Source organism: Dyadobacter endophyticus (genome assembly GCF_014641595.1).
Classification (GTDB): Bacteria; Bacteroidota; Bacteroidia; order Cytophagales; family Spirosomataceae; genus Dyadobacter; species Dyadobacter endophyticus.
In genome coordinates this window covers 1,346,585-1,360,374 of record NZ_BMIA01000002.1, presented here as the reverse complement: position 1 = coordinate 1,360,374, position 13,790 = coordinate 1,346,585, and the positions used below count along the sequence as shown (strand labels likewise).

Genomic DNA, 13,790 nt, shown 5'->3' with positions numbered 1-13,790 from the left:
GATTACCGGGAGCTCAGCTTTCTTTTTGTGATGTTGATCATTCTTTCTGTAAGAAACGAAATGCTTACGGCTCCATCGATGTTCTTTAAGAGACGCTGGCCATATCGATACTTGTAAGTATTTAAAAACACCCTCGATTTGAACTGTCGCTTAACCTCTTGGGTGTTGTAGTAATTTTTAATAAAATACCATTTGGCCCAGTCGTAGTAAATTTTCAGCTTCGTACTGTTGGTAGTGGTGATGGAATCCTGATGATGTTTGAATTTGGAAAGGTATTTATCGATACAAACGATTCTTTTATAAGCCGGATTTCTCGTTGACAACAAGAATATTAACAGGTCGTTACCCGCACCATACCGCGGAAAATTCAATTCATCGGAATTGGGAACATCTACGATCAGGCTTTCGACAAGATCCGATCTTCTGAATATTGCACAACCAGGAGAGTCGGGGAAGGAAATGTTGTTGCTGTAAAGTTTCTCTTTCAGATAATCTTCGACGGATAGGTTGGTATGCTGTTGGTATGAAGATTGGTCCAATACCTCCCCATCGCTCGTGATTTCCTCATAGCCCGTCATTACAAAAGCAACATCAGCTTCAAAGACAGCCATCGTCTCCGTAAGATAGTCGCTTTCAATGAGATCATCAGACCAGAGTATCTTCACATATTCACCTTCCGCCAGGTTAAAGCTCCGTTCCCAGTTTCTTACAGGGCCTACGTTTGTTTCATTCTGGAACACTCTTACTCTTTTATCTTGTTGAGCGATGCTTTGCAGAATAGCCCAGGTTTTGTCGGTGCTTTGATTGTCTACCACCACTACCTCAAAATTGGGGTAGGTTTGGGAAAGGGCCGATTCCAATGTTGCTGTGATTAGCTTTTCTCTGTTGTATACAGGAATCACTATTGAAACGAGGGGGTTAGTGGTCATGCTTCCTCAGTATTTTATAACTGGTAATGGGTCCGACAAATGCGAAAAATGCAAGCGAGATAACGGAGGCGAGTACAACTCCGTTTACGCCCATCTCCATGTACTTGCACAGAAAGACTGCAAGCGGCAGGTTCAGGGCCATGGCGATGACGGAAGTGAACAACTGTTCCTTGGTACGGGAAATACCATTCAAAAAGTACGCATAGATATTGTTCCATATCGTAATCAGCGTGTATATGCCCATTAGCAATGGGAGGTATGCCGGAGTTTCCATTTTCGTTTTCATCCATAATTCCACAATCTTGTCAAAATAAATGATTGTGAGGATCAAGACAAAGGAAACGGGAATAAGCAACGTGTTCAATAGCCTCAACCGGTCTCGAATCCAGGAGTAGTCTTTTTTCAGGTACGCTTCCGTATAAGCTGACCACAGGGGAGTCATCACCATTGCAAGTATGATGCTGATCATATTGAAAACCCGGAACGTAATGTTGAAATAGGATACGTGAGCGGGGCCTAATAGTCTGATGATGACGAAGTTGCTTGTTGAGAAGATAATGATGGCCGCTACCTGGATGATGAAGAAATTCAACCCGATGTTGAGGATGTTCTTGACGTGCTTACGCTTGAATAGCTTTGCTGAGGGGGATAGAAAAGGCCATGTCTTGTAAACGAAAATCGAGAAGCCAAGGAATGTTGCGACGTATAAAGTCGAGTAGACGAATGCTACCGCACCCAGGTTACCATTGATAAACCGTGGGAAAAGATACACTGCACCAATGAACAGTGAACCGAATACGATATTCGGCCAGGCAGTGAGGGAATTCTGCTGGAGTGCGTTCAATACCTGGTTGGCCAGGGCAAGAATGAACCCAAGGAGTGTCGATGCGACAATCCATGAAAGCGTCGTTCGCAATATGGTATTGGACAATGAATTGCTCGTGTTGAAAATGCTTTGCCAATCCAGAAACGGAATTACTGCGAGGCACAAAAGCAAAACCGCGAGTATGATCGAACCCAGGCATACATAGGCTGTCGATACGTACTCTTTTGCTGCCGTACGATTGTTTAATGCGAGTGCTTCGGCCACTCTGTTGCGCAGCCCATTTCCGATCCCGATATCGGACAGGCTGAGCCAGGACGCAACGGAAAGGATAGTTAACCATATCCCGTAGGACTCATTACCAAGGTGCTTGAAGAGCAGCGGTACCTGAACCAGTGAAATGAGCATAGCAATCCCCTTAGCAAGCAACGAAAAAAGAACCTGGCGATTTATATTCTTGCTTCTCTCGCTTTGATCAATGGCTAAACGACCGGTTAACTGCCCGAAACCCATTCTATCATTCTATCAATGCCCTCGTTCTTGCCAATAAGCGGAGCCCAACCGAAACGTGAATGCGCTTTCGAAGTATCGGCAACGAACACTTTTTGGTCGCTTTGCCGCCACGGAAGCTCTTCATAAGCCATCTCGATTCCCAATTTGTTCTCGAGAATTTTAAACAATTCTAATAGCGATAAGCTGTTTTCCATTCCTCCACCGATATTGAATGCTTCTCCGACAGTTTGATCCGTGTTGGAAATCGCGGAAAAATAGCAGTTGATCAGATCGTCGGCAAAGAGTAAATCCCGAACCTGTTTTCCGTTTCCGGAAATGGTAAACTTATCCTTCAATACGCCGTTTTTTATATCGACAGCCTGTCTTACAAACCAGCCGACCCATCCCTGGTCAAAGGTAGAGAATTGCCGGCCTCCGAAGATTGATGAATGCCTGAAGACGATGGTTTTGAGGTCAAACATTTTGGCATAGTCCAGCATATATTGGTCGGTAGCGCCTTTTGAGCAGCCGTATGGCGATTGGAACTGGAGCGGAATGTCTTCCTTAAAACCGTTTTCGAAATTTTGCGCTTCGAAGCGGGTGGGGGTTTCCTGGAAGTTCACCCAATCGAAATCTCCGTATACTTTGTTGGTCGAGGAGTATGTTATAATCGCTTCCGGCGCATATTTGCGGACGGATTCCAGTAAGTTATTCCCTCCGAGCACATTGATTTCGAAATCCAACCGGGGGTTTGCCAGGGAGGTTGTCATCGCCACCTGTCCGGCCAAATGGAAAACTACATCGGGCTTGGTTTCGCGAATGGCGAATTCTACGTCGTTATAAGACCGGATATCGGCATGGTAGAATTTGAAATCACCTTGCTGCCTAAGCCAGGCAAGGTTTTGCTCTGAGCCATAGCGGAACAAGTTATCGAATACGAATAGCTCGTCACCTCTTTTGAGCACCTCTGCTCCTAGATTTGAACCCAAAAAACCGCAGCCTCCGGTTATAAGATAGCGCATAGTTATAGTGTAGATATGTATTGACGGATCGTTTCTGCGATATAATCGTAGTGGTTTTGGTTCAGACCAGGCCAAACACCTAGCCAGAACGAGTCGTTCATGACGATGTCGGTGTTGGTGAGGTCGCCTTCAACGCGGTGGACAATACCCTTGTAGGCTGGTTGGCGGATCAGGTTGCCTGCAAAAAGCAAACGCGTTCCGATCTTCTGTTCTTCAAGGTATTGCGTCAGGTCGCTTCGGTTGATCTTGCTGCCTGGACGAATGGTCACCATAAAGCCAAACCAGCTCGGATTACTATGCGGGGTTGCTTCGTGAAGAATGAAGTGCTCCTCGAACGGTTTAAGGACGTTGTACAGTAATTGGTGGTTGATCCTGCGTTTGTCGACGAATGCATCTGCTTTTTGCAACTGACTCAAACCGATTGCCGCCTGCATGTCCGTCACTTTTAGGTTAAATCCGATATGAGAATAGGTGTACTTGTGGTCGTAACCATACGGAAGATCGCCAAGTTGCCATTCGAAGCGCTTGCGGCAGGTATTGTCCTTTCCTGTTTCACAATAACAGTCACGGCCCCAGTCGCGGAAGCTCTCGACGATCATTTTCAGCCTTGCATTGTTGATCAGAACCGCACCGCCTTCGCCCATGGTAATGTGGTGTGCGGGGTAGAAAGACACCGTTGCCAGATCGCCGAAAGTACCTGTTTTCTGATTACGATAGGTAGCACCCAGGGAGTCGCAGTCGTCTTCGATAACCCACAAATTGTATTTTTTTGCAACTTCCATGACCACATCCAAGTTGAACGGGTTTCCGAGGGTATGCGCGATCATGATTGCCTTTGTCTTTGGCGAAACGGCCTGTTCGATGCGCTCAGCCTTGATATTGTAGGTAGGGATGTCAATGTCGACAAAAACCGGCACGGCACCGTACTGGATCATCGGGTTTACGGTCGTAGGAAAGCCCGCGGCCACTGTAATCACTTCGTCGCCTGGCATAATCTGCCTGTCGCCGAGCTTTGGAGAGGTAAGTGCGTAAAATGCACAAAGGTTAGCCGATGATCCGGAATTGACCAGGATAGAAGATTTCGAACCAAAATACTTGGCAAACTGGTACTCGAATTTCTTTCCGAAGCGTCCTGTTGTAAGCCAGCCGTCAATCATCGAATCAATCCCGTACAGGAGGTCTTGTTCGTCGATCACTTTACCTGTTACGGGTATGTAACTTTCACCCGGGATAATTTCTCTTTTTATCTTTTGCTGGATAGCGGGGAGAAGAGCATTCAACAGGTTCTGATCTATATTGGCTAGCTGAGCTAATAATTGTTCCATAGTTAGTTAGTGTAATAATATTTTACCGTGTTTCTGATCGCCTCCTGTAAGTTAAAGTTTTTGAAGCCCAGAGACGCGGCTTTCGTAGAAGCATTATAAAACTTGTCGTTTTCTCCCAATCTCTGCGCAACGGCGCCCCAATTCCAGAGTTCCGCATTAAAATCAGGGATTTCCTTCGCGAAAAATGCTGCCATTTCCCGAAGGCTGTGACAAGTTCCCGAGCCAAGATTGATCACCTGATTTTCGATCTCAGACAATGTTTGAGAAATGATTTTATAAAGGATGAATGAAGCCAGATCGCGCACGTACATGTAATCCCTGCCCTGCGAGCCATCGGAGAGATCGATGGTCTTTTTATTTCTCTGTGCGTTGATGAGCAGGGGGAAGAATTTTGAATTGTCTTCGCCCTCGCCGAACATGCCAAACGGGCGGAGTATGGAGAAGCGTATGCCCGGTTTTTGAAGTAAATATTGCGAAAACATCAGTTTTGAAATTCCATAGTGTGTTTTTGGTAAACAAGGAGTCGCTTCGGTTAACGTTTCCTGTTCCAATTGGTATTCGAATGCGGTGCCGATCTGGATCCAGAACACATCCGGGTGATTCTGAACAAAGTAGTCGAGGAAATCTCTTTTCTTCAGGTAATTGATATCGTAGAGAAGATGCAGATCCTGCTGGTATTTGACCACTCCGTAACCACTTGTGTCTATCACGATGTCGGGCTGTAAGTCGGTCAGGCTAGCCCAGGTGTCCGGATTGAGAATGTCGAGCCAAAGATGGCCCGGCTTGTCGGCGCTGGACCCTGGAATAACTTCGATGGATTCATTTTCCCGGAAGACTTCAACCAGATTACGTCCCACAAATCCCGAAGCACCCAGAACAATGACTTTAATTTTATCCATGACTAAAGTGTGCAATCTGTTGTCTCGTCAAATCTACGGCCTGCTCCCCCTGTTCCACTTTCAGGTACCATTCAAGCGTATTCTGAATGGCCACACGTGCGGTAAATTTCGGCGTCCAGCCCATATTGGCCACGGTGTTGCTGATGTCCAGTTTCAGAAGTCCGGCTTCATGCGGCTGGTCGGGTAGTCCTGGTTTTTGATAAGTACCTTTTCCCCACGTTTGCAACGCCACATTCACAAGCTCCTCCACGGTGAGATTATCTTCCGACAAAGGTCCGAAGTTCCACGCATCGGAGAAAGTCAAGGGATCGTCGATCATTTTTGTTCCCAAATGCAGATAGCCGCCAAGGGGTTCCAGCACATGTTGCCACGGCCGCACCGAAAGCGGATTTCTCACCGACACCGGTTGTCCCTGCCTTAGGGCGCGGATGATATCCGGTATGATCCGGTCCTTGGCCCAGTCACCGCCGCCGATCACATTTCCGGCTCTGGCACTCGCTATCGCTTTTTGATGTCTCGAATAGCTTGCCAGACTAAAAAAAGAATTTCTGTAAGAGCTGATGATCAGCTCCGCGCACGCCTTACTCGCGCTGTACGGATCGTAGCCACCCAGGCGATCGTTTTCCCGGTACGGGTACTGCCATTCCTGGTTTTCATAGACCTTGTCCGTTGTAATGAAAATGCCTGCACAAGGTTTATCGAGCAGCCGTATCGCATCAAGTACATTGGCAGTACCAATCGCATTGACTTCAAAAGTCCCGGCAGGGATCTCGTACGAAAGCCGCACCAGCGGCTGGGCAGCCAAATGGAAAACAAAATCGGGTGCAAACGAAGTTAGCTCACTTTTGAGACGTTCCTTGTCTAGAATGTCGGCAATAACCGATTCGCACACGGAGTCGCCAGCAATGACGTTGTATAAGTCATACTCATTTTCAGGAGCCAGGGAGTAACCCTTAATTTGCGCTCCCAGTGTATGTAGCCAGGAAAGTAGCCAGGCTCCCTTGAATCCGGTATGACCGGTCAGGAATACCTTTTTCCCCCTGTAATATTTTTCGAGATGTTGATAATTCATGACCTTCGTTTACCAGTTTTTCCAGGGGGCATTGTTCGAGCTCCAGAGGTTTTCCAGCTCATGCTTATCACGAAGCGTGTCCATTGGTTTCCAGAAACCAGTGTGTTTGTAAGCCACCATTTGGCCGTCGGCGGCAATTCGTTCGAGAGGTTCTGCCTCGAACACCGTGCTGTCTCCTGAAATGTAGTCCAGCACCTTAGGTTCACAAATGAAGAAACCGCCATTGATCCATGCTCCGTCGCCCTTAGGCTTCTCTAAAAATGAATTTACCTGGTTTCCTTCGTCGATATTCAATGCGCCAAAACGACCCGAAGGCTGAACAGCCGTAACGGTCAAAAGTTTCTTGTTTTGGCGATGGTATTCGATCAGGCCGGAGATGTCCACATCGCCCACGCCGTCACCGTATGTAAGTAGAAAAGGCTCGTCTTTGATGTATTGAGCTACTCTTTTAACCCGCCCGCCCGTCATGGTTTCGTAACCGGTATCCACCAGGGTTACTTTCCATGGTTCGGCTTGCGAGTTGTGTATTTCCATTTTATTTTCCTTCATGTCGAAGGTAACATCCGACTGGTGAAGAAAGTAATTAGCAAAGTATTCTTTGATTACGTAGCCTTTGTATCCGAGGCAAATTACGAAGTCATTGAAGCCGTGTGCCGCGTAGATTTTCATAATGTGCCAGAGAATAGGCTTTCCGCCAATCTCTACCATCGGTTTAGGTCTCGACACAGTTTCCTCGGATAATCTGGTCCCAAGACCCCCCGCAAGTAAGACAACCTTCATAGTTTAATGTTACGCGTTAGTGTGAATGAAAATTATGACAGATCAATGAGGACGGATTAGCCCTTCATTAATTTTTGGTGAAATTTTTCTTTGACAATAGCGATATACAGCAGGCTGGCAAATGCACCTATTCCTGCAAAAAGTATCGCCATAATCAATCGATGGGGGCTGCTGGTTGTCAGAGGAACTTTTGTCGTTTCAAGCACTTTAAAAACAGGCCTTTCTTCCTTTACTCTTATTCGCATTTGTTCCTGTTTAAAGACGAGGTCGGAGTAGATAGACTGGGCTAACGTATATTCTGCCTGTAACCGCTGCTCTTCGATGCGCGCAACATTGAGGAATGCATTCCGGTTTTGGTCACGATAGCTTTGAAGCGCATATTCGGCACTTTTGAGGCGCTTTTTAGCTTCCTCGGTTCGGCCGGTTAAAAAGGTTAATTGCTGATTCAACTTAGCAGTTCTTACATCCTCAACATAGTCGATAAGGTAGTTTTTAGCATTTTCCACCAGCAATGCTGCTAAAACAGGATCAGGTAATTCGGATTCAATGGAGATCAAGTTACTTTTTTGTTCAATTGAAGCGGATACCATACTTTTTGCTCCGGATATCAAAGCGGTCTCTTCCTTCGAATAATAGAGTACCCCGCTACCTTTGAGATCCAGTTTAGGCCCGTGCGGGAGGGTGGCGGATTTATTGGAAGAGAAAAATGAACGAATTCTTGCCAGCAATCCTGGTGACGACGGCTTTGCTAAATATGATTTAAGGGTAGCATACTTTTGACCGGATTGTGTAGTAACAGGCTGGTTCAAAAGATACTCGCCAAAGGACGAGCTTTCTAGTACATTAGGATACAAGTCTGGTGTCAGGTTCCCAGGGCCATCGGTATTATTGCCGCTTACCGCAAGGGCAAAAAGTGATGATTTTGCGGCGCTGTATTCAGGGAGCAGAATGGTTTTGGCAGTATACTTTTCAGTTTGTATATAGCTGGAAAGGTAGCCCAGGATGGCAGATGCTACCGCTATGATCGCTATAAGCAAAATGTATTTTCGAAAAAAGGCGATAATGTCAGACAGATGTACTTCAAATGCTGGCTCGTATTGTTCGCCCGATACGATTTTTTGAGACATAATATTTTACTGTGTGTATTAGCTGATAGTTAGAGGAATCGAATCACAGTAATAGCCAATGTGCTTATCAAAGAGATAATCGCGACTCTCTCACCAGGGCTCATTTGTCTGTCTGGTCTTTCCGTTTTCATTGGAATAGTAATCACTGAACCGGGTTCGACCTTCGGATACGAGCGGAAAAATAGAAGCCGTGTCGTTCGATACGTTCGTCCGTTAGGATGGGAAACGTAGGTACGGCTTTTCCTTGCCCGCTCTGTGAAGCCTCCTGCCTGAGAAATATATTCCTTAAATGAAAAGTTCTTGTCAAAGTTCACGAGCGAAGGATTATACACTCCCCCTTGAATCCGTATTGTTTCAGACTTTTTGGGAATTACCATTGTATCCCCATCTGCGAGAAGAAGGTTGGCGGGTAATGAAGGTCTGTCTGCAATGGCCTGAAGGTCGAGGGCGACGAGTTCCTGATTTCGATAGAATTTGGCTCCTTTCAGGTAGCCTTCCTTTTTCAGCCCTCCGACTTTCGTAAACAGATCTGAAATTCTCTCAAAGTTGTTCCGGATCGTATATGTTCCCGGGTACATCACTTCGCCAACCACAGTTACCGTTTTCTGCACTTCATATCTCGGCGATTTTCTGACGAGAACGATATCATAGGGCAGCAATTCGAACTTTTGGTCGTCCTCGTTAATTACAAGGTTGTCGGCTACGTTGAGCGTAAAAACTCGTACATTCTGGTTCTCCGGCAGACCTGTCGTATCGTTTTTGACGCGGCGGGAAACTTCAATACGGTAAGGAACCCCACCCTCCGTATAGCCACCGGCCTGAAACACAAGGTCCGCAATCGTAATATCCTTGTAGTAATAGTATTCCCCGGGATTTATTACGGATCCGCCTATTGAGAGATATGTAAACTCGCGAAGGTCCTCAACCGATTTGATCGTCAGAACGTCGCCTGGTTGCAGCACAATATCGGGAATTTCCCCGTTCAGGAGCTTTCTTAGGTCAATAGCCACCAAACCCGTTTGTGTCTCGCCGCTGGCCCGTTCGAGGAGTGCGCGGTTAAGGAATGCTCTGGGGCTGGTTCCCTGAGAAATAGTAATGAGCTCTTTAACGGTTTTAGTGCGCTCGTCGAGCGGGTAAATGCCGGGACGGGTCACCGCACCTCTGATCTCAACCTGGTTTGCAACTACATCCAGAATACGCTTCACTGTGAAAGAGTCGCCATTTCTTGGCTGGAAAGTCGCCACCTGGGACGAATCGATGGAACCGATCACAAAGTTGTTGCCTGTATTGCGCTTATATTGGATAAGGCCGGTAAAAGCTTCGGGGTTAAAACCTCCGGCGTAGCGCAAAATATCCTTTAACGTTTCGCCGGGTTTGGCCTCAAATATTCCCGTTTTTTTGACTTCGCCGGTTAATTCTATTCGTGAATCGAAAGGACGGATCAAGATGATATCCTGATCTTGCAGTGCTATGTTATCTTGCAGATCGGCGTCTACAAGAAAACGATACAAGTCGATCTTTTTGATCACCTTGTTGTTCCGCACAACCTCTATATTTCGATACGAGCCGTTGCGCCCCGGTCCGCCTGAAACATAAAGGGCGTTAAATGCCGTGGAAAGTGAGGAAACTGTATAGGTCCCTGGTCTGAGGGCTTCACCCAGCACCATTACACGGATGCTGCGTACATTTCCCAAAGTAATAGTTGAATATGTTCCTGAACCCGGGCGGTTCAGCGTAGAGTATGCTTGTCGCAGCCTGTTAACAATTCGTTCGCTCGCCTGTTCGATGGTAAGCCCATTCACATAAACAGGCGCCAGATTGAGCATCTTAACAGTACCTTCGGGACTGATTTTCATGCGAAAATTGTCGACCGAATTCCCATAAATATCGACTACGAGCTCGTCATCGGGCCCAAGGATGTAGTTCTTCGGTGTAGGAATCCGGAGATTCGGTTCAAAGGTTACCGTCGACTGGCCAAAGAAGGTTGAGCCGAAAGTCCTGCTTAATCTGCGTGATCTTCCGCGGCGGAGGGACGTCGAGTCATTCTCGTTATTTGTCTCCTCGTCCAGTTCATCCTGGTCGTCCTGTTCCCTGGTTTCGTCGAGCGCATCACGTTTAGGATCTCGCTTTGTATTATCCTGAGTAGTTTGCTGCAATCGCCTGCGGATAGAGGAAATGTCGTCGAGTGTATATCCTCTCTGGAGGGCGGCACGTTCAATGTCCATATCGGACATCCCGGCATTCTTCGCCTGGTTATAGAATTCAACAGCCTGGCTCGGATTGATGGGTGTATTACCCTGGGGTTGCGAGGGAGCGGTTGTGGGTGCCGTGTTCTGAGTGTAACCTTGAAAACTAAATAATGCCAGAAATACAGTGAAAAGCGCGACAATGTATTGTCTTGTCATAGATGGATAATGCATGCAGTGTATTTTAATATTACTTAGAATCAGGGACTATAAATGTTACAAGCCCCTAATATAGGGGCAAAGCTACAAAAACTTCGAACAAATAGACTTGCCGGTTTCTAATTCGGCCTACAAGCCGGATCAGTCCACCTTAATTGCCAGCTCTTTCAATTGCCCAGCCGATATCGCCGAAGGTGAATCGATCATCACATCACGCCCGGAGTTGTTCTTGGGGAATGCGATGAAATCCCGGATCGAATCGGCACCGCCGAAAATAGAGCAAAGCCTGTCGAAACCAAATGCGATACCGGCGTGAGGAGGTGCGCCGAATTCAAATGCATTCATCAGGAAGCCGAATTGCTCCTGCGCTTCCTCAGCCGAGAACCCGAGGATTTCAAACATTTTACGCTGCAGTTCTTTCTCGAATATCCGGACAGAACCTCCGCCCACTTCAACGCCATTGATAACCATATCGTATGCATTCGCCCTTACGAGGCCCAGATTTTTATCCAGCAGGCCGATATCCTCCGGTTTCGGGCTGGTGAATGGATGGTGCATTGCAAACCAGCGGTTTTCTTCCTCGCCAAATTCCAGCAGAGGGAAGTCGATCACCCATAAGGCCCGGTATTCGTCGGGGTTGCGCAGCTCCAGGCGCGAGCCTATTTCGAGGCGCAGCTCATTAAGTTGCTTGCGGGTTTTATCACCTTGTCCCGAAAGGATCAATAAAAGATCGCCCGGTTTAGCATCGAACGCTTCAACCCATTTTTTAAGTTCTTCTTCTGTGTAAAATTTGTCAACGGACGATTTGATCGATCCATCGGTATTGTAACGCACATAGACCAATCCTTTCGCACCAATTTGCGGGCGCTTGATCCAGTCGGTCAGCTCGTCGACCTGCTTTCTCGTGTAACCCGCGCAGCCGGCAGCATTGATACCCACCACAAGGCCGGCATCATCGAATACGCCGAAACCTTTTCCGGAAGTAAGGTCCCGGTCTTCGCCTTTCAGCTCGACAAATGACATGTCGAAACGGATATCCGGCTTGTCGGAGCCATAGAGACGCATGGCATCGGCGTAAGTCATGCGGGGAACTGTCGGCAGGTCGAATCCCTTCACTTTCGAGAAAAGCTCGCGGATCATACCCTCGAATGTATTCAACACATCCTCCTGGGTTACAAACGACATCTCGCAGTCGATCTGGGTGAACTCAGGCTGACGGTCGGCGCGCAAATCCTCGTCGCGGAAACACTTTACAATCTGATAGTAACGGTCGAAACCGGCCACCATCAGAAGCTGTTTGAATGTTTGTGGCGATTGGGGCAAAGCATAAAATTCTCCGGGGTTCATCCGGCTAGGTACTACGAAATCGCGGGCGCCTTCCGGTGTGGATTTGATCAGAACCGGCGTTTCTACTTCGATGAAATTCAGATTGTCGAGGTAAGCGCGGGTGTAACGTGCAACCTGGTGACGTAGTTGGAGGTTTTGACGAACCGTATTTCTGCGAAGGTCGAGGTAGCGGTATTTCATGCGGATATCGTCGCCGCCGTCGGTTTCGTCTTCGATCAGGAACGGGGGCAGTTTCGCGGGGTTCAGAATGCTGAGTTCTGCCACGCGGATTTCGATGTCGCCGGTGGCGATCTTATCATTTTTAGACAGACGTTCGATCACCGAACCTTTGGCCGAAATCACGAATTCACGGCCTAGCGAGCGGGCAGTTTCCAACACATTTGCAGGGGTTTTGCCCTCTTCGAAAAGAAGCTGGGTGATGCCGTAACGGTCACGCAGATCGAGCCAGATCATGCCTCCTTTGTCGCGGACACGCTGAACCCAACCACATAATACAACGTCTTGATTTACATGTCCTAAGCTTAATTCCCCGCAGGTATGTGTACGTAACATATAACTATTTTAATACTGATATAATGAAAGTCGCTGATAATAAATGCGGCAAAAGTACGTATTTTTAGCAAATCTAACATGAAGTGTTTTCTATGAAAATATATGACAGCGTGGGCGGACGAGTGGGGCTGCTACTTTCTTCACTTGTTTTTTCCGTAACCTGTTCATGCAGCGACCCGGAGCCGTCACCCGGCGGAAATGGCAACTCCGACCAGTTCGAAACAACCCCCGAACAGTTCCCGGTCGCCGCCGGTGTGATCGACGAAGCATCGGGTATGGCAGCAAGCGCCTCGATGCCCGGTTACCTCTGGACGATCCAGGATTCCGGTCAGCCCAATTCGTTGTACCTGGTCAGCAAGGACGGGAAAAGCATCAAACAATATAATGTACCCGGCAGCAATAACCACGACTGGGAGGAAGTGGCGGTAGGCCCGGGACCGGATAATGGCGTGTCGTATGTGTACATCGCCGACATTGGTAACAATAATCAGCCGGTTACTTCCACCAATACCATTTACCGCATCCCTGAAATCACCGGTATCGACGGTTCTTTTAACCAGAATGCATTGCAAAAGATCACTTTCAGCTATCCCGACGGCGCCCGCGATGCCGAAGCACTGATCGTTGACCCGGTAACGAAGGATATTTTCGTGTTGTCGAAGGAAATGCAGAATACCAATATTTACAGATTGGCCTACCCGCAATCGGCAAACGATGTAACGGTTGCCGAAAAAATAGGTACTGTACCGGGCGTTGCACTTGCTACCGCGGGCAGCATTTCCAAAGACGGAGGTGAAATCGTCGTGCGTACCTATCTGGCGGTATATTACTGGAAAAGAAGTACTGGTGAAACTGTCGGCCAGACGCTCGTTAAATCCGCGAACAAAACTTTGATAGTGGCCCTTGAACCGCAAGGTGAGGCGATCTGTTTCGAAAATGAAAATAAGGGGTTTTACACACTGAGTGAAAAGGGAAATGCCGCGAGCGTATCACTGAATTTTTATAAGAGAAAATAAT

At 47.5% G+C, this 13,790-nt stretch carries 11 protein-coding genes; 1 reads left to right on the top strand and 10 read right to left on the bottom strand.

Annotated features, from left to right (window positions below; all coding sequences use genetic code 11):
* Positions 1 to 2: 2 nt before the first annotated feature.
* The 10 genes from IEY24_RS17760 to aspS form a co-directional block, all read right to left on the bottom strand.
* Positions 3 to 929 carry a glycosyltransferase family 2 protein gene (locus IEY24_RS17760; protein WP_188934464.1) on the bottom strand — a complete coding sequence of 309 codons (927 nt, stop codon included), beginning with the start codon at positions 927 to 929 and terminating at the stop codon, positions 3 to 5.
* Positions 919 to 2,265 carry a lipopolysaccharide biosynthesis protein gene (locus tag IEY24_RS17755; protein ID WP_262892421.1) on the bottom strand — a complete coding sequence of 449 codons (1,347 nt, stop codon included), beginning with the start codon at positions 2,263 to 2,265 and terminating at the stop codon, positions 919 to 921. Before IEY24_RS17755 ends, IEY24_RS17760 begins: the two co-directional genes overlap by 11 nt.
* The gene (locus tag IEY24_RS17750) at positions 2,247 to 3,266 is read right to left on the bottom strand and encodes a GDP-mannose 4,6-dehydratase (protein WP_188934460.1); all 1,020 of its coding nucleotides are present in this window, start codon (positions 3,264 to 3,266) and stop codon (positions 2,247 to 2,249) included. The genes IEY24_RS17755 and IEY24_RS17750 overlap by 19 nt, the downstream gene beginning before the upstream one ends.
* Before the next feature lie 2 nt (positions 3,267 to 3,268).
* The gene (gene rfbH, locus IEY24_RS17745; protein WP_188934458.1) at positions 3,269 to 4,591 is read right to left on the bottom strand and encodes a lipopolysaccharide biosynthesis protein RfbH; all 1,323 of its coding nucleotides are present in this window, start codon (positions 4,589 to 4,591) and stop codon (positions 3,269 to 3,271) included.
* 2 nt (positions 4,592 to 4,593) lie between these two features.
* Complete coding sequence (locus IEY24_RS17740; RefSeq protein ID WP_188934456.1) at positions 4,594 to 5,490, bottom strand: NAD-dependent epimerase/dehydratase family protein; 897 nt, start codon at positions 5,488 to 5,490, stop codon at positions 4,594 to 4,596.
* Positions 5,483 to 6,562 (bottom strand): CDP-glucose 4,6-dehydratase, encoded by a 1,080-nt coding sequence (gene rfbG / locus IEY24_RS17735; RefSeq protein ID WP_188934454.1) that lies wholly within the window; start codon positions 6,560 to 6,562, stop codon positions 5,483 to 5,485. The genes IEY24_RS17740 and rfbG overlap by 8 nt, the downstream gene beginning before the upstream one ends.
* A gap of 9 nt (positions 6,563 to 6,571) precedes the next feature.
* Positions 6,572 to 7,342, bottom strand: coding sequence for a glucose-1-phosphate cytidylyltransferase (gene rfbF, locus IEY24_RS17730; protein ID WP_188934452.1), 771 nt, complete (start codon positions 7,340 to 7,342; stop codon positions 6,572 to 6,574).
* Positions 7,343 to 7,398: 56 nt separating this feature from the next.
* The gene (locus tag IEY24_RS17725; protein WP_188934450.1) at positions 7,399 to 8,469 is read right to left on the bottom strand and encodes a Wzz/FepE/Etk N-terminal domain-containing protein; all 1,071 of its coding nucleotides are present in this window, start codon (positions 8,467 to 8,469) and stop codon (positions 7,399 to 7,401) included.
* A 29-nt stretch (positions 8,470 to 8,498) separates the two neighbouring features.
* Complete coding sequence (locus tag IEY24_RS17720) at positions 8,499 to 10,889, bottom strand: SLBB domain-containing protein (protein ID WP_229222541.1); 2,391 nt, start codon at positions 10,887 to 10,889, stop codon at positions 8,499 to 8,501.
* A gap of 126 nt (positions 10,890 to 11,015) precedes the next feature.
* Positions 11,016 to 12,773: an aspartate--tRNA ligase gene (gene aspS / locus IEY24_RS17715; protein ID WP_188934448.1), complete on the bottom strand. Its 1,758-nt coding sequence runs from the start codon at positions 12,771 to 12,773 to the stop codon at positions 11,016 to 11,018.
* 92 nt (positions 12,774 to 12,865) lie between these two features.
* On the opposite strand from aspS, the gene IEY24_RS17710 reads away from it, so the two are divergent.
* Complete coding sequence (locus tag IEY24_RS17710; protein ID WP_188934446.1) at positions 12,866 to 13,789, top strand: PE-PGRS family protein; 924 nt, start codon at positions 12,866 to 12,868, stop codon at positions 13,787 to 13,789.
* The last annotated feature ends 1 nt before the right edge of the window (position 13,790 follow it).

Excerpts from the sequence above, each read along its gene's own strand:
- rfbF (WP_188934452.1), bottom strand. The coding sequence starts at position 7,342 with ATGAAGGTTGTCTTACTTGCGGGGGGTCTTGGGACCAGATTATCCGAG.
- IEY24_RS17750 (WP_188934460.1), bottom strand. The coding sequence starts at position 3,266 with ATGCGCTATCTTATAACCGGAGGCTGCGGTTTTTTGGGTTCAAATCTA.
- rfbG (WP_188934454.1), bottom strand. The coding sequence starts at position 6,562 with ATGAATTATCAACATCTCGAAAAATATTACAGGGGGAAAAAGGTATTC.
- IEY24_RS17725 (WP_188934450.1), bottom strand. The coding sequence starts at position 8,469 with ATGTCTCAAAAAATCGTATCGGGCGAACAATACGAGCCAGCATTTGAA.
- IEY24_RS17760 (WP_188934464.1), bottom strand. The coding sequence starts at position 929 with ATGACCACTAACCCCCTCGTTTCAATAGTGATTCCTGTATACAACAGA.
- IEY24_RS17720 (WP_229222541.1), bottom strand. The coding sequence starts at position 10,889 with ATGCATTATCCATCTATGACAAGACAATACATTGTCGCGCTTTTCACT.
- rfbH (WP_188934458.1), bottom strand. The coding sequence starts at position 4,591 with ATGGAACAATTATTAGCTCAGCTAGCCAATATAGATCAGAACCTGTTG.
- IEY24_RS17755 (WP_262892421.1), bottom strand. The coding sequence starts at position 2,265 with ATGGGTTTCGGGCAGTTAACCGGTCGTTTAGCCATTGATCAAAGCGAG.
- aspS (WP_188934448.1), bottom strand. The coding sequence starts at position 12,773 with ATGTTACGTACACATACCTGCGGGGAATTAAGCTTAGGACATGTAAAT.
- IEY24_RS17710 (WP_188934446.1), top strand. The coding sequence starts at position 12,866 with ATGAAAATATATGACAGCGTGGGCGGACGAGTGGGGCTGCTACTTTCT.
- IEY24_RS17740 (WP_188934456.1), bottom strand. The coding sequence starts at position 5,490 with ATGGATAAAATTAAAGTCATTGTTCTGGGTGCTTCGGGATTTGTGGGA.